Annotated in this window: 19 protein-coding genes and 1 tRNA gene; 7 read left to right on the top strand and 13 right to left on the bottom strand. The window is 59.5% G+C overall.

Translation table 11 applies throughout. The features are described 5' to 3' along the window. Nucleotides 1-7 precede the first annotated feature (7 nt). From deoA to QD357_RS20205, 8 genes are all read right to left on the bottom strand, one after another. On the bottom strand, nt 8-1,315 hold the full coding sequence (gene deoA / locus QD357_RS20170; RefSeq protein ID WP_107106574.1) for a thymidine phosphorylase: 1,308 nt from the start codon (nt 1,313-1,315) through the stop codon (nt 8-10). 3 nt (nt 1,316-1,318) lie between these two features. After that, entirely contained in the window at nt 1,319-2,092 is a 774-nt protein-coding gene (gene deoC / locus QD357_RS20175) for a deoxyribose-phosphate aldolase (protein ID WP_107106573.1), read from the bottom strand. Beyond that, nucleotides 2,089-2,895 (bottom strand): purine-nucleoside phosphorylase, encoded by an 807-nt coding sequence (locus QD357_RS20180; RefSeq protein ID WP_107106572.1) that lies wholly within the window; start codon nt 2,893-2,895, stop codon nt 2,089-2,091. The genes deoC and QD357_RS20180 overlap by 4 nt, the downstream gene beginning before the upstream one ends. Continuing rightward, entirely contained in the window at nt 2,892-3,284 is a 393-nt protein-coding gene (locus QD357_RS20185; protein WP_104821630.1) for a cytidine deaminase, read from the bottom strand. Before QD357_RS20185 ends, QD357_RS20180 begins: the two co-directional genes overlap by 4 nt. A gap of 3 nt (nt 3,285-3,287) precedes the next feature. Then, nucleotides 3,288-4,259: an ABC transporter permease gene (locus QD357_RS20190; RefSeq protein ID WP_107106571.1), complete on the bottom strand. Its 972-nt coding sequence runs from the start codon at nt 4,257-4,259 to the stop codon at nt 3,288-3,290. Nucleotides 4,260-4,269: 10 nt separating this feature from the next. After that, nucleotides 4,270-5,373: an ABC transporter permease gene (locus QD357_RS20195; RefSeq protein WP_107106570.1), complete on the bottom strand. Its 1,104-nt coding sequence runs from the start codon at nt 5,371-5,373 to the stop codon at nt 4,270-4,272. A gap of 7 nt (nt 5,374-5,380) precedes the next feature. Continuing rightward, nucleotides 5,381-6,892, bottom strand: a complete 1,512-nt coding sequence (locus QD357_RS20200; RefSeq protein ID WP_414124894.1) for an ABC transporter ATP-binding protein — start codon at nt 6,890-6,892, stop codon at nt 5,381-5,383. Nucleotides 6,893-6,972: 80 nt separating this feature from the next. Beyond that, a complete protein-coding gene (locus QD357_RS20205; protein ID WP_107106568.1) occupies nt 6,973-7,968 on the bottom strand; it encodes a BMP family lipoprotein in 996 nt (331 codons plus the stop codon). A 59-nt stretch (nt 7,969-8,027) separates the two neighbouring features. Here QD357_RS20205 and QD357_RS20210 point away from each other — a divergent pair, with 59 nt between their 5' ends. After that, complete coding sequence (locus QD357_RS20210; RefSeq protein ID WP_146143967.1) at nt 8,028-8,276, top strand: hypothetical protein; 249 nt, start codon at nt 8,028-8,030, stop codon at nt 8,274-8,276. 384 nt (nt 8,277-8,660) lie between these two features. Here QD357_RS20210 and QD357_RS20215 read toward each other — a convergent pair whose 3' ends face one another. Beyond that, nucleotides 8,661-8,978: a hypothetical protein gene (locus QD357_RS20215; RefSeq protein ID WP_107106567.1), complete on the bottom strand. Its 318-nt coding sequence runs from the start codon at nt 8,976-8,978 to the stop codon at nt 8,661-8,663. A gap of 235 nt (nt 8,979-9,213) precedes the next feature. Between QD357_RS20215 and QD357_RS20220 the strand changes: the two genes are divergently transcribed. Beyond that, nucleotides 9,214-9,303, top strand: a tRNA-Ser gene (locus QD357_RS20220). 319 nt (nt 9,304-9,622) lie between these two features. On the opposite strand, the gene QD357_RS20225 is transcribed toward QD357_RS20220, so the two are convergent. Both QD357_RS20225 and QD357_RS20230 read right to left on the bottom strand, forming a co-directional pair. Further along, entirely contained in the window at nt 9,623-10,033 is a 411-nt protein-coding gene (locus QD357_RS20225) for a hypothetical protein (RefSeq protein ID WP_107106566.1), read from the bottom strand. Between the two features lie 49 nt (nt 10,034-10,082). Continuing rightward, nucleotides 10,083-10,838, bottom strand: coding sequence for a S1 family peptidase (locus QD357_RS20230; RefSeq protein ID WP_107106565.1), 756 nt, complete (start codon nt 10,836-10,838; stop codon nt 10,083-10,085). Nucleotides 10,839-11,316: 478 nt separating this feature from the next. Here QD357_RS20230 and QD357_RS20235 point away from each other — a divergent pair, with 478 nt between their 5' ends. After that, complete coding sequence (locus QD357_RS20235) at nt 11,317-11,997, top strand: GntR family transcriptional regulator (protein WP_414124895.1); 681 nt, start codon at nt 11,317-11,319, stop codon at nt 11,995-11,997. A gap of 69 nt (nt 11,998-12,066) precedes the next feature. Here QD357_RS20235 and QD357_RS20240 read toward each other — a convergent pair whose 3' ends face one another. Then, nucleotides 12,067-13,068 carry an Ldh family oxidoreductase gene (locus QD357_RS20240; RefSeq protein ID WP_107106563.1) on the bottom strand — a complete coding sequence of 334 codons (1,002 nt, stop codon included), beginning with the start codon at nt 13,066-13,068 and terminating at the stop codon, nt 12,067-12,069. Between the two features lie 129 nt (nt 13,069-13,197). Next, on the bottom strand, nt 13,198-14,280 hold the full coding sequence (locus tag QD357_RS20245) for a proline racemase family protein (RefSeq protein ID WP_245407397.1): 1,083 nt from the start codon (nt 14,278-14,280) through the stop codon (nt 13,198-13,200). Between the two features lie 202 nt (nt 14,281-14,482). Between QD357_RS20245 and QD357_RS20250 the strand changes: the two genes are divergently transcribed. The 4 genes from QD357_RS20250 (at nt 14,483) to QD357_RS20265 (ending at nt 18,144) form a co-directional block, all read left to right on the top strand. Next, nucleotides 14,483-15,232, top strand: coding sequence for a sulfite exporter TauE/SafE family protein (locus QD357_RS20250; RefSeq protein WP_107106562.1), 750 nt, complete (start codon nt 14,483-14,485; stop codon nt 15,230-15,232). An 88-nt stretch (nt 15,233-15,320) separates the two neighbouring features. Then, on the top strand, nt 15,321-16,127 hold the full coding sequence (locus QD357_RS20255; RefSeq protein ID WP_107106561.1) for an alpha/beta fold hydrolase: 807 nt from the start codon (nt 15,321-15,323) through the stop codon (nt 16,125-16,127). Between the two features lie 170 nt (nt 16,128-16,297). After that, nucleotides 16,298-17,419 (top strand): alkene reductase, encoded by a 1,122-nt coding sequence (locus QD357_RS20260; RefSeq protein WP_414124896.1) that lies wholly within the window; start codon nt 16,298-16,300, stop codon nt 17,417-17,419. Continuing rightward, on the top strand, nt 17,416-18,144 hold the full coding sequence (locus QD357_RS20265; protein WP_107106559.1) for an SDR family NAD(P)-dependent oxidoreductase: 729 nt from the start codon (nt 17,416-17,418) through the stop codon (nt 18,142-18,144). Before QD357_RS20260 ends, QD357_RS20265 begins: the two co-directional genes overlap by 4 nt. Nucleotides 18,145-18,153 lie beyond the last annotated feature (9 nt).

An 18,153-nucleotide genomic window follows, 5' to 3' on the forward strand; every position in this document is an offset into this window, starting at 1 on the left:
TTGCCGGTTAAATCCGCGCAACGATCACCGGCGGCAGAACAGGTGCGGCGTCGCCGATCCGATAGTTTGCGCTGAGATCGGCTACGGCTTTTTCAGCGCTCGTCTCGTCGGCAGCATGAACGGTTGCGATGCGATCGCCTTTGCTGACCTTTGTTCCGAGCGGCAGGATATCGCTAAAGCCGACGCGATGGTCGATCTTGTCCTGTGGATGACGGCGACCACCGCCGAGATCGATGACGCTCATGCCGATGGCGCGGGCATCGCAGGCGACAAGCCAACCGTCCGAAGACGCAAGAACAGGCTTCTGCACCGGCGCGGCCGTCAAATATTTGTCCGGGTGATCCAGCAGATCGGCAGGGCCGCCGAGGGCTTGGACCATGCGAGCGAAAAGCTCGGCCGCCTTGCCGGAAGAGAGTGCTTTATGCGCTTTTGCCTCCGCCTCGAGCAATGTCTTTGCGATCCCGGCTTGCGTCAGCATCTCGGCAGCGAAGGCCAGCACGACCGTCTCCAGCCGCGTGTTCGCCTTACCACCCCTGAGGAAATCCAGGCAATTGCGGAGTTCGACGACATTGCCGGCGGCATCTGCCAGCGGCTGATTCATGTCGGTGATCAAAGCCGAGGTCTTGACGCCGGCGCCATTCGCCACCTCGACTAGCGATCGGGCCAGCGTCTCGGCCTCCTCCAGCGAGGTCATGAAGGCGCCATTGCCGATCTTGACGTCCAGCACCAGCGTTTCGAGGCCGGCGGCCAGCTTTTTCGACAGGATCGAAGCAGTGATCAGCGGCACGGAATCGACCGTGGACGTGACATCGCGCACGGCATACAGCTTGCCGTCGGCAGGCGCCAAGGTTCCCGTCTGGCCGATAATGGCGCACCCCACCTCGTCCACCACCTTGCGGAAGTGGCTCGCATGCGGGGTGATGCCGTAGCCTGGGATCGATTCCAGCTTATCCAGCGTGCCGCCGGTGTGGCCGAGGCCGCGGCCGGAAATCATCGGTACGGCGAGGCCGCAGGCAGCGGCGATTGGCGCCAGCATCAGCGACACATTATCGCCGATGCCACCCGTCGAGTGCTTGTCGGCGATCGGCCTGTCGATGCCGGACCAGGAGAGCATATCGCCGGAGCGGGCCATGGCCAGCGTCAGCGCCACGGTTTCCTCACGCGTCATGCCGCTGTACCAGACGGCCATGGCGAAAGCACCAATCTGGCTTTCGGCCAGCTCATCGCGGGCAAGGGCCGCAATGAAGGCGTCGATATCGCTGACGTGAAGCGTGCCGCCGTCCCGCTTCCGCCGGATGATCTCCTGCGGAATCATCGCTCAGTAGCCGGATGCCGCCGCGGTGGACTGCCCGCCGCCGAGCACATTGAGGATATCGTCGAGCAGGCTCGATGCGCCGAAACGGAACGTCGAGGGCATGGCCCAATCCGGCGCCATGATGGTCTCAGCAAGGCTCAGATAGAGAGCCGCATCGGCGACGGAGCCGATGCCGCCGGCCGGCTTGAAACCAACCTTGCGGCCGCTCTGGCGGATCGCCCGCAGCATAATGTCGGCGGCTTCCAGCGTCGCGTTGACGGTGACCTTGCCGGTGGAGGTCTTGATGAAATCGGAGCCGGCCTCGATTGCCAGTTCGGAAGCACGGCGGATCAGCGCCACGTCCTTGAGTTCGCCGGTTTCGAGAATGGTCTTCAGTAGCACCGGCCCCGTGCATTCGGCCTTAACTGCGGCAACCATGTCGGTGACGGCCTGCTCGTTGCCGGCCAGCAGTGCACGATAGGGAATGACGAGATCGATCTCATCGGCACCATCGGCGATCGCCTCGCGCGCTTCGGCGGCGACGTCGGCCACTTCCATATCGCCGGCCGGGAAATTCACCACGGTCGCGATCCTCACCGCATGGTCGGTTCCGAGAATGCCGCGTGCCTGGGCGACGAAACGCGGCCAGATGCAGATAGCGGCGGTGTTGCCATAGGGCGACTGAGCGCGTGCACAGAGCGTCTCGATCTGCGCCGGCGTGCAATCGTCCTTAAGGTTGGTGAGATCGAGAAGGGAAAGCGCAACGGCCGCCGTTTCTCTGAGGGAATGGCTCGTCATTGGTCGTTTCCTCCGTCCGCAATCATTTCTTTTAAGATGGCGGCAAGGCGAGCGCCGCCGACCGGGGCCATGTCCTTCGTCTCTTCATGCGTGAGCTCGGCGCCGGTCATGCCAGCCCCATAATTAGTAATGACGGAGGCCGCTGCAACCCTCAGGCCGAAAAGACGCGCAAGAATAACTTCCGGCACCGTCGACATGCCGACGGCATCGGCGCCCAGAATGCGGGACATGCGGATTTCCGCCGGGGTTTCGAAGCTCGGGCCGGAGAACCACATATAGACGCCATGCGACAGCTTGATCTCGGCCTTTTCCGCCGCCTTGCGCATGCGCATGATCAGGTCGGTATCATAGGCATTGGTCATGCCGACGAAACGCTTGTCGCTTTCTTCGCCGATCAGCGGGTTCATGCCGGAATAATTGATGTGGTCGGTGATCTGCATCACCGATCCCGGCGGCATTTCTTCGCGCAGCGATCCGGCCGAATTGGTGAGGATCAGTGTCTCGACGCCGAGAGCCTTCAGCGTCTCGATCGGCACGCGCATGGCGTTGGCGTCGCCCTTTTCATAATAATGCACACGGCCGGACAGCATGAGGACCGGCACATCGCCGAGATAACCGGCGACCAGCGTGCCGGCATGACCAGAGACGGCACTGACGGGGAAATCGGGAAGATCGGCATAGGGAATGCGCACGGCATCCCTGACCTGATCGACCAGGGAACCAAGGCCGGAGCCGAGGACGACGCCGTAGCGCGGCTGAAGATCACCGAGCTTTGCGGCCAAGAGGTCGGCGGCGGCGGTCATCCGAGTATCTCGGTTTCGAAGCTGAAGGGCAGCATCTCGTCCATGGTCATGGTCTTCTTCACCCCGGTTTCGTCGCAGAGATAGATGCGCGTTTCCTTGCTGGCAAATTCGGCGATCTTCTGCCGGCACCCGCCACAGGGCGGGCAGAGCGGCAGCTTTTCGGCGATGACGGCCATTTCGACGATCTTCTTGGCGCCGGCCATGATCATATGGCTGATCGCGGTCGGCTCGGCGCACCAGCCCTGCGGAAAGGACAGGTTCTCGATATTGGCGCCGGTGTAGACCTTGCCGTCCTCGGCACGGATCGCCGCGCCGACAGGGAATTTCGAATAGGGGGCATGGGCAAACGCCATCGCTCCGCGAGCGGCCTCGAACAGATCATGCGACATGGATCAGCGCTCCTTGGTGTAGGGCACGCCGCCCGCCTTTGGCGGTTTGGCGACGCCGATGAAGCCTGCGAGCAGGATACAGGTCAAGATATAGGGCAACGCCTGGAAAATCTGCACCGGCACTTCACCGATGCCAGGCACCGCCTTGCCCTGCATGAAATTGGCGAAAGCATCGAGAAAGCCGAAGAGCAGGCAGGTGAACATGACCGGCACCGGCTTCCATTTGGCGAAGATCAGCGCCGCGAGCGCGATATAGCCCTTGCCCGCCGACATGTTGTTGATGAAGGCAGCCGATTGGGCAATGGCAAGATAGGTGCCGGAGAAGCCGCAGAGAATGCCGGCGACGATCAGCGACCGATAGCGCAGCCACTCGACGGAGATGCCGGCCGTATCGACGGCGCCCGGATTTTCGCCGACGGCGCGCAGGCGAAGGCCGAAACGGGTGCGATAGAGGATCCACCAGGAAATCGGCACAGCAAGGAAGGCGAGATAGGTGAGGATATTGTTGCCGGAGATGACGTTGGCATAGAGCGGCCCGATGAAGGGCACGTCATGAATGGCGGCGGCGCCCGGCAGCGTGATCGAAGCGAAACGCGCCTCGGCCGGCAGCGTCGGCGTGCGCCCGCCCTGGCCGAACCAGGCCTGGCCAAGCACGATGGTCAGGCCGGCGGTCAGGAAGTTGATTGCAACACCGGAGACGATCTGGTTGCCGCGATTGGTGATCGAGGCGAAGCCATGCAGCAGGCCAAAGGCGACCGATATGACAATGCCGGCGCCGAGACCAGCCCAGGCCGAACCGGAGACGGAGGCGACACAGGCGGCGGCGAAGGCGGATGCCAGCATCTTGCCTTCGAGGCCGATGTCGAAAATGCCGGCGCGCTCGGAAAACAGGCCGGCAAGAGCCGTGAAGATCAACGGAATCGACAGGCGGATGGTCGAGCCAAGTATGCTGATGAGGAGATCATAATATTCCATCGTCCGATCCTCACGTCGTGGCGAATTTTTGATAGGTGCGCACCAGCGCGGGCCGGAACATATATTCGAGGGCGCCGGCGAAGAGGATGACCAGACCCTGGATGACCACGATCATGTCGCGCGTAATGTTGGGCATGTCGAAGGAAAGCGCATCGCCACCCTGATAGAGAATGCCGAACAGGATCGCCGCCAGGATGATGCCGACCGGATGGTTGCGGCCCATCAGCGAGACGGCGATGCCGACGAAACCGGCGCCGAGCACGAACTCGACCTGCAGGCGCGCCGAAGCGCCCATCACCGGATTGAGCGCCATCATGCCGGCCAAACCGCCCGAGAGCAGCATGGCGATGATGACCGTGCGGGCATAGGGAATGCCGGCATAGACGGCAGCCGTTGGGCTCAAGCCCAGCGTGCGCATTTCATAGCCGAGCTTGGTACGCCAGACGAGCAACCAGACGAGGAAGCACATGACCAGCGCGATCAGGAAGGAAACGTTAAGGGGCGCCGCACCGATCGTCGAACCGAAGATGCCCATCAGCCAGTCCAGCTTCGGAAGCTGGCCGCCCGCGAGGAAAGTGCGGGTTTCCGGCGCCATCTTGCCGGGCACGATCAGCACATGCACCAGGATGAAATTCATCATCGCCGAGGCGATGAAGTTGAACATGATGGTGGTGATGACCACATGGCTGCCGCGCTTGGCTTGGAGCCAGGCGGGAATAAGAGCCCAGAGCGCGCCGAAAATGGCTGAACCGATGACCGCGAAAGGCATCGTCACGTACCAGGGCACATACTTATCGAGCGTCAGCGCCACCAGCGCGCAGCCGAGGCCGCCGACATAGGCCTGACCTTCGGAGCCGATGTTGAACAGGCCGGCATGGATGGCCACGGCCACCGACAGACCGGTGAAAATGAAACTCGTGGCATAGAACAGCGTGAAGCCGATGCCCTCGCCGCTCCCGAGCGCGCCCTGCAGCAGCAGGTTCAGCGCATCCAGCGGGCTTTCACCGATGAACCAGACCACGAGGCCGGAAATCAGGAAGGCGATAATGAGGTTGATGACCGGGATCAGGCCATAATTGATCCAATTGGGAAGCGGAACGGAAGCAGTGCTCATCAAGGCCTCATGCGGCAATGCCGGCCATCATCAGGCCGAGTGTCTGTTCACCGGCGTCAGCCGTTTTCTCGCCGACGATGTGGCCGGCGAACATGACGAGGATGCGGTCCGAAAGCGCGCGGATCTCATCCAGCTCCACCGATACCAGCAGGATCGCCTTGCCGGCATCGCGCATTTCGATGATGCGGCGATGGATGAATTCGATGGCGCCGATATCGACGCCGCGTGTCGGTTGGCCGATCAGCAGGGCCTTCGGATCGCGCTMGATCTCGCGGGCAACGACGATCTTCTGCTGGTTGCCGCCCGAAAAATTGGCTGTTTTCAGCCGGGCGTTCGGCGGGCGAATGTCGTATTTCTCGATCTTCTCCAGCGCATCCTTGCGCATGGCGTCGAGATCGAGCATGCCGCCGCGCCCATATTTGGTGTCGCGGTGATAGCCGAGAATGGAATTTTCATATTCCTCAAACTTGAGGACGAGGCCCATGTGATGGCGGTCTTCCGGGATATGGGCAAGGCCAAGCTCACGCAGCGCTGCCGGGTCGGCGATACCGATCGGCTCGCCATGCAGGTAGATTTCGCCGGACGCCGGCTTACGGATGCCGGCGATCGCCTCCAACAGTTCCGACTGGCCGTTGCCGGCAACGCCGGCGATACCGACGATCTCGCCGGCTCGGACATCGAAGGAAACATTGTCGACCATGGTCACGCCACGGCCATCCTTGACGGTCAGGTTGCGAACGGAAAGCACGACCTCTCCGGGATGGGCGGAGCCTTTTTCGACGCGCAGCAACACGCGACGGCCGACCATCAGCTCGGCGAGCTCTTCGACGGTGGTTTCCGCCGTCTTGCGCGTGGCGACCATTTCGCCGCGGCGCATGACCGATACCGTATCGGTGATCGCCATGATTTCGCGCAGCTTATGGGTGATGAGGATGATGGTCTTGCCCTGGTCGCGCAACACGCGGAGGATTCGGAACAGATTGTCGGCTTCGGCTGGCGTCAAAACGCCGGTCGGCTCGTCCAGGATCAGGATCTCGGCGCCACGATACATGGCCTTCAGGATCTCGACGCGCTGCTGCTGACCGACGGGAAGCTCCTCGATCAAGGCGTCCGGATCGACATCGAGGCCGTAATCCGTCTCCAGGCGCCTCAGTTCGGCGCGGGCGGCCGTGACACCCTTCGCCAACAAGGCGCCGCCCTCGGCGCCGAGCATGACGTTTTCCAGCACGGAGAAATTGTCGACCAGCATGAAATGCTGGTGCACCATGCCGATCCCAGCGGCAATCGCCGTCTGGCTGTCGCGGATGGCGATAGGATTGCCGTTGATGCGAATCTCGCCACTGTCGGCATGATAGAAGCCGTAGATGATCGACATCAGAGTCGACTTCCCGGCACCGTTCTCACCGATGATCCCGTGGATCGAGCCCTTGGCGACGGTCAGGTTGATATCTTTGTTGGCATGAACAGCACCGAACTTCTTGTCGATGCCCACGAGTTCGATGGCAGGCGTTTGGCTCACTACGCAGCTCCAGAAATCAGACTTCCGGATAAGAAAAGGGCGTATGACGTTTTGGATACGTCATACGCCCTTATTTCATATCAGCTCTTCGGGCAGGCGTTGTCGGTCGTGTAGTCGTGGACCTTGATCTTGCCGGCAATGATATCGGCGGTCGCCTTGTCGACGGCAGCCTTCATTTCCGGCGTGACGAGCGGCTTGTTGTTGTCGTCCATGGCCGCGCCGACGCCCTCTTCCTTGAGGCCGAGCTCCTGCGTGCCGGCGGTGAACTTGCCGTTCTTGGAGTCGGTGAAGGCGTTATAGACGGCGAGGTCGACGCGCTTGACGACGGAAGTCAGGACCGAACCCGGATGCAGATAGTTCTGGTTGCTATCGACGCCGACCGAGAGCTTCTTGTTGTCGGCGGCCGTCTGCAGCACGCCGAGGCCGGTCGCGCCGGCAGCCGCGTAAACAACGTCGGCACCCTGGTCGATCTGGTTCTTGGTGAGCTCGCCGCCGCGAACYGGGTCGTTCCAGGCAGCACCGGTCGTGCCGGTCATGTTCTGGAAGACTTCGATCTTCGGATTGGCAGCGCGGGCGCCCTGCTCATAGCCACATTCGAACTTGCGGATCAGCGGAATGTCCATGCCGCCGACGAAGCCGATCTTGCCGGACTTCGAAGCCATGGCAGCCATGACGCCAGCCAGGTAGGAACCTTCGTTTTCCTTGAACTTGACGGAGCGAACGTTCGGCAGATCGAGGCTGTCGTCGATCAGAACGAACTGGGTCTTCGGATATTCAGCGGCAACCTTCTGCAGAGCGGACGTCCAGGCGAAGGAGACGGCGATAACTGGATTGAAGCCCTTGCTGGCGAAGTTGCGCAGTGCCTGTTCGCCCTGGGTGTCGCCCGTCGGCTCGAAGTCGCGATAGGCGACGCCGGTTTCCTTCTTGAACCTTTCGGCGCCGTTATAGGCAGCTTCGTTGAAGGACTTGTCGAACTTGCCGCCGGTGCCATAAACGATCGCCGGCTTGATGTCGGCCGCAAGCGCCGTTGCCGACATGGCAGCCAAGGCGAAAAGGGTCAAAAGGGATTTTTTCATGAGTTGCAGCCCTATTGTTGCTATCTTGTTGGGTCCTCCCGCAAGCCCGTTGACCGGACATGTCTGCGGAACCGCCGGCCTCCCCCGAGGCCAAGCTGGCGCGCATCCTTGCATGGCTGCAGGAAAAATTCACGAGAAATTTTTCAGTTGGTAAAGATTTGTGGGAATTGCCAAAAACCCGCTCAAAGGAGCTGATTTCTGAACATTTTCGCCCTCAAACTGCAATTTTATTAGTCAAGCGAGGGCCGACAACAGATGTCGCAGGAACGACCTCGAAGGTTTACCACGCTCGCGATCAGTTGTCTTGATACCCTCGCGATCTATATCAGCGCGATTGCCTGAAACATGACTCGATCGCTCGATCTTCGGCCGTCGTGTCGAGATCCCAATTCCCAGATCAGAGATTTTTCGTCATCGAAGCCAGAACCTCTTGCAGGCTGGTTCGGCCTCGTCTTACGTCTCCAACCCCTGGCTCGACATCGATCCGCCCGGCATTGTGGGCGTCATACAGTTGACCGGCGCTCCCATATGAATTCCAAGCCGATGAAACGGTGTCGCGGGCAAGTATGTAAGGCCGGCAGTGAAATTCCGGCGCTCTGCCTTTATGCCGAAGGGGCCGAGGTCGTGGTCAAGCAAGTTCCTTCTCCCCTCTCCGGCGCCTGGTTGACTGAATTCAACGCGTCAGCGAAGTCTCAGACGCTGAAGCGGCCTGCGACAGGCGGCTTCTTGTAGGCGATCATCCACAGAAGCAGCGAGATCACCAGGAACACCGCGAACGTCGGCTGGAACAACAGCCACTGCACGGCCAGATCATAAAGGCGCGGATGGATGTAATAGGAAATCAGCGATTGGACGGTTGCAAGCGAGGATGGGCTGACATCGTTCCAAGCGTCCTCCATCGGCGTCACCACGACGGCGGAGGCAGCAACCGATTGAATGGAATCGATAGTTCCGGCGATCACCGCAACGACCAGCGCGACAAGGCTGGCAAAACGCAACAAAAAGCGCATCGTATCCTCCGCATACTCATTACTCCATCGGCCATAAACGACTGGCCGACCGCACTCTGCGCCATCCTTCTTCTTAGATAAGTTGAGAGCCAGACAAGCGCAATGGACCAAAGGTCTGGAGTTTTCTGTCGGGAAGTCAAAAATCTGTCAGATTCGGGTTGATCCTAAGAAATTCATCGGTATATATCGCGGCCGTTCCGACGATTTGCCTCCTGACCGGTTGCGAAACGCCAAAGGACAGGTGGCCGAGTGGTTTAAGGCGCACGCCTGGAACGCGTGTGTACGTGAAAGCGTACCGAGGGTTCGAATCCCTCCCTGTCCGCCATCAAATCAACAAGCGGTTGATTTTTCATCTTATTGTCCTTTCGTTTGTGCAACTTTCCCGCTTTGGTTGGACAGATTTCATGCTGACAGCGATGTCGGCGGCCGCGGCAATGCCCGCCGAAACGTTCCTCAAAATCCCCAGCCTCTGCTCGTCAGACCAAACGCGTTGGCGTTCCTGGCCGGTCAAAATCTCCATGCGTGCCAAAGCTCACCTTCATTACGGAATTAATTCCGTGACTTCGCTGCTTTGCACCCGCTCGAAAAGAAGCGCTCGGGTTTAACAAGCGATCCATTGTGACCAAGCAGACAACCGGTCGAAGTCAGTTCTTATCGGAAGCTCGCTGCCTCTGTGCTTCACCAAAACAAGCGTTGAATCGCTTCTGGTGGTCAACTTGTGAGAAGCACGAGGCTAGTTTTTCGCAATAAGCCGCATCCTCATTAATTTCCGCCTGAACATCGCGGGCATTCATCGAAGCAATAATACTTGCGAACTCCGCTGGATTTTGAGTGCTACTTGGCAATTTTTCTAAGACGTTAACACTCTCGTTGGCGCGCTGCGCATCGGCAGCAATCGTCTGCTTGAATATCTCGGCGGCGGCGTTGACGCAAAGTTGTTCGCTAGCTGACAGCTTCTGCTGGGAGGGCGTAGGGTCCTCCTTGAAGAGAAAATTTGCGCCGACAAGTAACGCTATGATTATAACAGCGCTTAGCGCACCCCCTTTAAGGGCCATGGGCCGTTCCTCTATGTATTTGTCTTTGGTGTAGGTGTCGAAACCGCCCCTACGAACCGAGTGCCTCGGAGAGTTTCATTCCTCCAAGCAATTCGGGTGTCCAATCAAGGAGCCCCCGAAGATCGTGAGCAAAGCCAAATTCTTCGATCCGAAGCCGCTGCTCGGTGAATTTGTGTCCGTTGTCATCTACTTCAGAAAGCTCATGCTCTACGATCCGGGAACCGAACGAGCCAACGCCCACTCCGATAACATTTCCATCGAGTGTATAAACAGGGCAGCCACTCATGCCCGGACTTAACAGAAAGCTAAGTTCGAAACCGTCAGGATGAGATGAGATCATGTCCCGAGGAAGAGTGAGACGTTGAACCTGTCCATTTTGCCCCCTCAAATTGAGCCAGAGGGCATCACCGTCCTTTACATGCACAGATGAAGGATACCCTAGGGATCGGACTTCCTCGAAGATACCAACATGTGCGCTTTTCGCGAACAAAGGCGTGCCCGGAAAGTAGTCCAAACGACCTATCGCGATGTCATAGGGATGGGCAGCGAACTCCCAGAGTGAAAGAGGGTAGATAACGCTATCGACAGATTGCCCGTTATCCGCTTTTGCGCACAAACCAATTAGCCAACCTTCTTTTTCGGCTTCGGCGGTGGCCTGATCCATTACGTGTCGCGCGGTTAAAAAACATCCCTTTGAACCACAAAAGAAAGCACTACCGACCAGCCTCCGCAGACCGGCCTTTCTGCCCTCTTCAGCGTAGAGGCAGACGGGAACGACGTAGGATTGCAGGACATGGTTGATCACTCTCGGAACTCCAGTTTAGTGACTCCACCGTCCTTACCCGGTCGGAAATCGCATTGCTTAAAATGGCGACCTTGGGCTGAAACTTTAGGGCGAACCTAAGTAAGAAGCGATCAAGTTATACTTGATTTCCGACGGAGACGCAGCGATTTTGTTGCCGACGACTCATGGAACTCGCCTAGGCTGTCGTACATCTCAAACAATAGGCGTGCAGTCGCGGCCAACTCATATATCCACGTACTGATATCGAGAAATTTTCAACTTCAAAGATAGGGAGCAATTCCTGCGTATACCCGCTCCGAGCTGCGGTAAGGAGCCAAGAGGCATTTTGCTAAAGGCAGTTCCTGGCAAATTGCCGTATAGACCACCCATCCAAGCCAAGGGATACGATCTAGGATAAATGCTCCAAGCCAATATCTTGAGATCCAACATCGTCTACGATATTCGTGGACTTGTGCCGTAGCCGTGGAAATGGGTTCGAATGCCGCTAAAATCAGAGGTTATTCCAAATCTCGGAGCCGCACCGACGGCGTCCGACATCATCCTTAAGTTCATTCGCGAGTCGATTATCGACGGCACTTTGGACGAGGGCGAGCCCATCCGCCAAGATGACGTCGCGCGGATGTTMAACGTCTCGAAAATTCCGGTGCGGGAGGCTTTGAAGCGGCTTGAAGCGGAAGGGCTCGTCGCATTCCAGCGGAACAAGGGCGCCGTTGTAACGTCTGTTTCCGAACCCGAAATCGTTCAGATTTTCGAGGTCCGCGCAATATTGGAATCCAGCGCAATCCGGTTTTCGATCCCGAATATGACCGAGGCTACGTTCGAGCGAGCGCAAGCCTACTGCGATGCCTTCGCGCTGGAAACCAACGTCGCAAGGTGGGCCGAACTCAACTGGCAATTCCATTCCTGCCTCTACGAGGATGCCGATCGCCCATATCTACTAAGCATGATCAGATCCGTGAATGACCGGATCGAGCGGTATCTGAGGGTCCAGCTTTCCCTCTCAAGCGGACAGGAAACTGCGGACCGAGAGCACAGGCAGATTCTGGACCTATGCCGCAAACGTAACGTCGATGAGGCGGCTGCGCTGGTTCATGCCCACATCATGCGGGCCTGCGAATCTCTGCTGGCGCATCGACCCAAAGCGACCGATAAATCGTAAACCTCCGCTGTCGAGGTGATAGCGGAGTACGACTAAGCCAAGGCGACAGTCGACCGTAGGGGGAGACCCCTACGCTGAGAAAAAGCCGCAAATCGCCTCGAATACGCTGCGAGGCATCTTCAGCCCCTGTGACGACGGCGGAGGGTATGGAATGCCGTCCACACCCGGAATGAACACGCCGTGATCCTGCAGGCGGAGGGCTTGCTTATGCGCGCGGCCAACGCGATCATCACCATCAGGGCCTGGCATGACGGCAATGACCGTCAATCCTACTGCCGGAGATGCGTCGCCCGACCTGAAGTCTGGCGTGTCCAACGACCACGGCCCTCCCGAAAGGCCCGCGGAGAGCATTTCCACCAGCAATGCTACATTCGCGCCTTTGCGGCCGCCGAAAGGCAATAGGGCTCCGGTCAGTGCCTTGGCGGGATCGCGGGTATCCATTCCATTTTCGTCCACCGCCCATCCTTCCGGGATCGGCCGGCCCTCGTTAGCCGCAGCGACGATGTTGACGTAAGCCGTCGCGCTCGAAGCCTGGTCGATGATCAATGGCAGCGATCGATCCCCCAGCGGAAATCCAAACGCCATCGGATTTGTGCTGTAGACGGCCGGGCCACCCGCCTTTGCAACCACCATAGCGTTTGCATTCGTCGCCGCGAGCCCAACGATCCCCTCTTCGGCAAGCCTGCGGACGTAATAACCTAGTTCTCCCGCCGTGTAGCTATTGGTTTGGGTGAAGACGGCAATTCCAAAATTTCGCGCCGCTTCGATTAAACCCTGGAATGCGAGGTCGAAGCCGAGTTGCGCTATGCCCTTGTCGGCGTCGGAGACAAAGAATGCAGGGAAGGGACGCGTTAGGGTGGGCGTTGGATCGCACTTGATGCGCCCTTCACGAAAGCTGTTGAGGTAGTCCACCATATGCGGAAAACCGAGCGTGGCTGGACCGTAGAGTGCGGCGGACAATGTCGCGTTCACAAGCGAGCGGGTACTTGATGGGTCGGCACCGGCTGCGAGACATGCTCGTGTCGCCAGCTCTTCGGCTTCCGCTTGAGTGAGTTCTACCTCTTCATTCATGTCAAATATCCAATTCCGTTTTGTCCGGCTGGCTAGAATCTGTAGCAGCCTTGGCGTTGTGCCAGCACCCCATTTGGTGCGCTGGCATCCAGTTCGGATAGAATGAAATATCAGCTTCCAGCCTGGAGACTAGGCCCAGGTATCTCCGACTGTGAAACCCTCGGTGAACGGATCATCATTGTCCAATACAATTGTATTCAATCCGTAGATCCAGCTCGTACCGGAGACGGTCGGGACGACGGCGCGCTTGTCCCCGATTGTTGCCTCTTCGACAAGGCGACCGGTATAAATGTTGCCCAGAATGCCTTGATGTCGAAACGCCTGATTAAGCGGCAATTCACCTTTTGCATGCAGCACGGCCATTTTTGCGCAGGTGCCAGTGCCACAGGGGCAGCGATCAAGTGCTCCGGTCCAGGTGGCGGGATTGTCCCAGGAAAAATCTCCCGAGGCCATCGTCACCGCATTTTTCCAGTCGGCATTCGGGTCGTCTGTCGGCCCGGAAAGCTGCGAGATCGTGATGCCCACGCCCGGATAGTCCGGATGCATGACCGGCAACTGTTCGATGGCTGCCTGCCTGATCATCGATGAAACGCGCGCAATCTCTCTGCCGTACTCCGGTATCAATTCAAGACCAGGGAACTGGCGGACATCCGCGATGGCATAGAACATCCCGCCCCAGCCAACATCGACAGTGACCTTACCGAGATGTGGCACATCGATTACAGCGTCGAGGTGGGCTGCAAATGCCGGAACATTCTTGAACGTGACGTTCTTGACCTTGCCGTCTTTGCATTCCGCCTTGACGCGGATCAGTCCGGCGGGAGCCTCGAGAACCAGCTCGGTGACGGGCTCTTTCATGGGAAGCATGCCCATTTCCAGCAATACGGTCACCACCGAAATGGTATTGCCGCCAGACATCACGGGATATTCGATCTGCTCCATGATCACATAGCCAGCATCCGCTTCAGGATGGGAGGGCGGCACGATGATATTGCAGCAATGCGCCGAATAGCCGCGCGGCTCACGCAATAGCAGCTTGCGTAGCTGATCGTCGTTGCTTTCAAGCCATTTCATCTTCTCGTAGACCGAGTTCCCAGGGATGTGCGGAATGCCCCCAGTGACAACGCGCATTGGCGTGCCGGCGTGCGTATCAACAGCGTGAATTGTTCTTTTGAACCCCATATCGACCGATCCCTGTGCTTGAGTGTTCATTTGATTTCGTGGGGAACGAGTGCCTGTAGCGCGATGGGCGCAGGGCATTCTTTTCGTTCCCCCCGGGCGTCAACTATCGATATCGTATACGATATCCTTATGTGAATAACGTATACGATCTTCGATCGAGGTCAAGTGGTATTCTCAATTAGGGACCCATTCCGCATTGCGTGCGGCCTGCAGACTTGGCACAACTGGCGGCATGTTCGATCATTCCTCCTGGCTGATCCTCGCCACCGCCTTGACCTTTTTTCTCGCCGGCATCGTCAAGGGCGTCACCGGCATGGGCTTGCCGACGGTTGCCATGGGGTTGCTTGGCACCATCATGCCGCCGGTTGCGGCAGCGGCCCTGCTGATCGTGCCGTCCTTCGTCTCCAATATCTGGCAATTATTCGCCGGACCGCGTTTTGCTGCACTCGCCGGCAGGCTTTGGGCCATGCTGCTCGGTATCCTGATCAGCACGGTTGCCACCTCCTCGCTTCTGGCGAGCGGTAATACTCGCTGGACCACGATGGCGCTCGGGACCGCCCTGATGATCTATGCCGGCTATACCCTATTTGCCCGGCAATTGGCCGTGCCGAAGCGGGCGGAGCCCTGGCTATCGCCCCTGATCGGGCTGATGACCGGCGCTGTCACCGGGGGCACCGGTGTCCTCGTCATTCCCGCCGTTCCCTATCTGCAGGCTCTCGGATTGGGCAAGGACGATCTGATCCAGGCTCTCGGGCTTTCCTTCACGGTTTCGACCATCGCGCTTGCGATCGGCTTGGCCTCGCGCGGTGCTTTTCAGCTCGACAATCTGGCGATGTCCTCTCTCGCTGTCGCGCCGGCGCTGCTCGGAATGTGGCTGGGACAGGCGATCCGGCGGAGGGTCAGCCCCGCAACGTTTCGCCGATGGTTCCTGATAGCCCTCATCCTGCTCGGTGCGGAGCTGGCCCTGCGCCCGTTCTTCTAGCGCAACATCGGCCGGCAAAGCCGCTCTTCCGGGTTTCGAGTTCACGGCGTCATGCGATATAAGGGCGGTGTCAGGGAGGCGGATCAGCATGGAATTCCAGGACGACGATCTCGAAAAATTTGCCGCAGATGGCGCGGCGGCGCTGCCGGCCGCGGATGTCCAGGGTTATGTCGAACACGACGGCGCCCGCATCTGGTATGCGGCCTATGGCGCGGGCATGCCGGTGATCCTGCTGCATGGCGGTCTCGGGAACAGCGGCAATTGGGGGTACCAGGTTCCGGCCTTGATCGAAGCCGGCTACCGGGCAGTCGTCATCGACAGCCGCGGCCATGGGCGCAGCACGCGCGATGTGCGGCCCTATAGCTATGAACTGATGGCGTCGGACGTCTTGGCGGTGATGGACAGGCTGCGCATCGAAAAGGCAGCCGTCGTCGGATGGAGCGATGGGGCGTGCACCGGTTTGATCCTCGCGAGGACCAATCCGGCGCGCATTGCCGGCGTTTTCTATTTCGCATGCAACATGGACCCCAGCGGCACGAAGGGATTCGTGCCAACGCCGATCATCGACCGCTGCTTTTCCCGGCATGTGAAGGATTATGCCGCCTTGTCGGCGACGCCGGATCAGTTCGACGCCTTCGTTCAGGCGGTCGGCCTGATGCAGCGGACGGAGCCGAACTATTCCGCCTCCGATCTCGCGGAGATCGACGTACCCGTCGCAATCGTCCACAGCGAACACGACGAATTCATCAAGCGCGAGCATGCCGACCATCTCGCCCGCAGCATCCCCGGTGCCGAGTTCATCCTGCTTTCCGGCGTCAGCCATTTCGCGCCGCTGCAGCGGCCGGCACAGTTCAACGATACGATATTGGCTTTCCTTCGCAAGATTGCGGCGTAGCCTCCGGCAGCGTTCGTCACCATCGAGTCTTGTTTGCGCGGGATTTGGTTGCGCGCGTCCGATTGTTCGGATAAATGATGATCATCATATTTCGAATGTTCCCCCGACCGAACCGCCGCTGATCGGCCCGTCCGCCCAGGGAGCAAAATCCGCTCCAGGCAGGAGATTTCATGACAGCTACCTTATTTTCGCCGCTCGCCGTCGGTCCTTACGAACTGGCGCATCGCGTCGTCATGGCGCCGTTGACGCGCATGCGGGCAAGCCAGCCGGGCAATGTGCCTTCCGCCATGAACGCCGAATATTATGCGCAGCGCGCCTCGCCTGGTGGGTTGATCATTTCCGAAGGCTCGCAGATTTCGCCGAGCGGACAGGGCATGCCGGCAACGCCGGGCATCCATACGCCGGAGCAGATCGCCGGCTGGAAAGCGGTCACCGATGCGGTTCATGCCAAGCGCGGCCGAATATTCCTCCAGCTCTGGCATGTCGGCCGCATTTCCCATTCCTCGCATCAGCCCGGTGGCCTTCCGCCATGCGCCCCCTCGGCGATCGCGGCTTCCGGAAATGCTTTCACGGCATCATTCGAACGCGTGCCCTTTGAGACACCGCAGGCGATCGATACCGATCTGATGCCGCTACTGATCGACGTCTATGGCCAGGCCGCGGCCAATGCGAAGGAGGCCGGTTTCGACGGCGTCGAAATCCATGGCGCCAACGGCTATCTAATCGAACAATTCCTGCAGGCCCGTTCGAACCACCGCACCGACCAATATGGCGGATCGATCGAGAACCGGACACGCCTGCTGCTCGAAGTGATCGAAGAAGTATCCAGGCTCTGGGGTTCGGATCGCGTCGGTGTCCGCCTCTCTCCCTTCGGCATTGCCAACGACAGCGGCGAGGACGATCCACTGCGGCTCTACGGTCATGTCATTCGAGAGCTCGACCGTCTGCATCTTGCCTATCTGCATCTGATCGAGCCGCGCGCCAGCGGTGCAGGCCAAGCCGAAGTCGACCACAAGAACGTACCGTCGGCAGCCGAGCTCTTCCGCCCCGCCTGGTCGGGAACCTTGATCGCCGCCGGCAATTTCAAGCCCGAAACCGCCGAGGCGGCCCTTGCCGCCGGCCATGCCGATGCCATCGCCTTCGGCCGCCTGTTCATAGCCAATCCCGATCTGCCGGAACGCATTCGCCGCGGCGCGGGCCTCAACTCCTATCACCGCCCGACCTTTTACGGCGGCGGCACGGAGGGCTATACGGATTATCMGACACTGGACGCCAGGGAGGCAGCGGAATGAGCACGCCAAGCGCCATCATCGTTGGAGTGGGAGCGGAACAAGGTCTCGGTGCCGCCCTCTGCCGGCTGCTCGCCGACAAAGGCTACCACGTCTTCATCGCCAGCCGGACGCTGGAAAAGATCACCAAGATCGCCGACGCCATCAACGCCTCCGGCGGCAGCGCCGAAGCCATAGAAACCGATGCGACCGACGAGGCGGCAGTAAAGCGGCTGTTCGAGCATGCCTTTGCGCCGCAGGACGACATTGATCCGCCCGACTTCATCGTTTTCAACGCCGGCATTAACCGCCACATCGGCTTTCGCGGTGTCACCGCCGCCGAGTTCGAGGAATTCTGGCGCATCTGCTGCTTCGGCGGCTTCCTCGTCGGGCGCGAGGCGGCCCGGCATCTCGTCCCCCTCGGACGCGGCACGGTGATCTTTACCGGCGCCTCGGCGAGCCTGCGCGGCAAGGCCGGATTTGCGCAGTTCGCCGCCGCCAAGGCAGGCTTGAGGATGATCAGCCAGAGCATGGCACGGGAATTCGGGCCGCTCGGCCTGCATGTCGCCCACACCATCATCGATGGCGGCATCGACGGCGAAAGATTGCGATCAAGGCGGCCGGACGTGCAGGCCGACACGCTGCTCAACATCGATGCCATCGCTGAGACCTACTGGCATATCCACCGCCAGCATCCCTCCGCCTGGACGCAGGAGATCGACCTGCGCCCCTATAAGGAGACCTTCTGAGGCCGACTG

The sequence above is a fragment of the Rhizobium sp. BR 317 genome (assembly GCF_047445835.1).
Classification (GTDB): domain Bacteria; phylum Pseudomonadota; class Alphaproteobacteria; order Rhizobiales; family Rhizobiaceae; genus Rhizobium; species Rhizobium paranaense.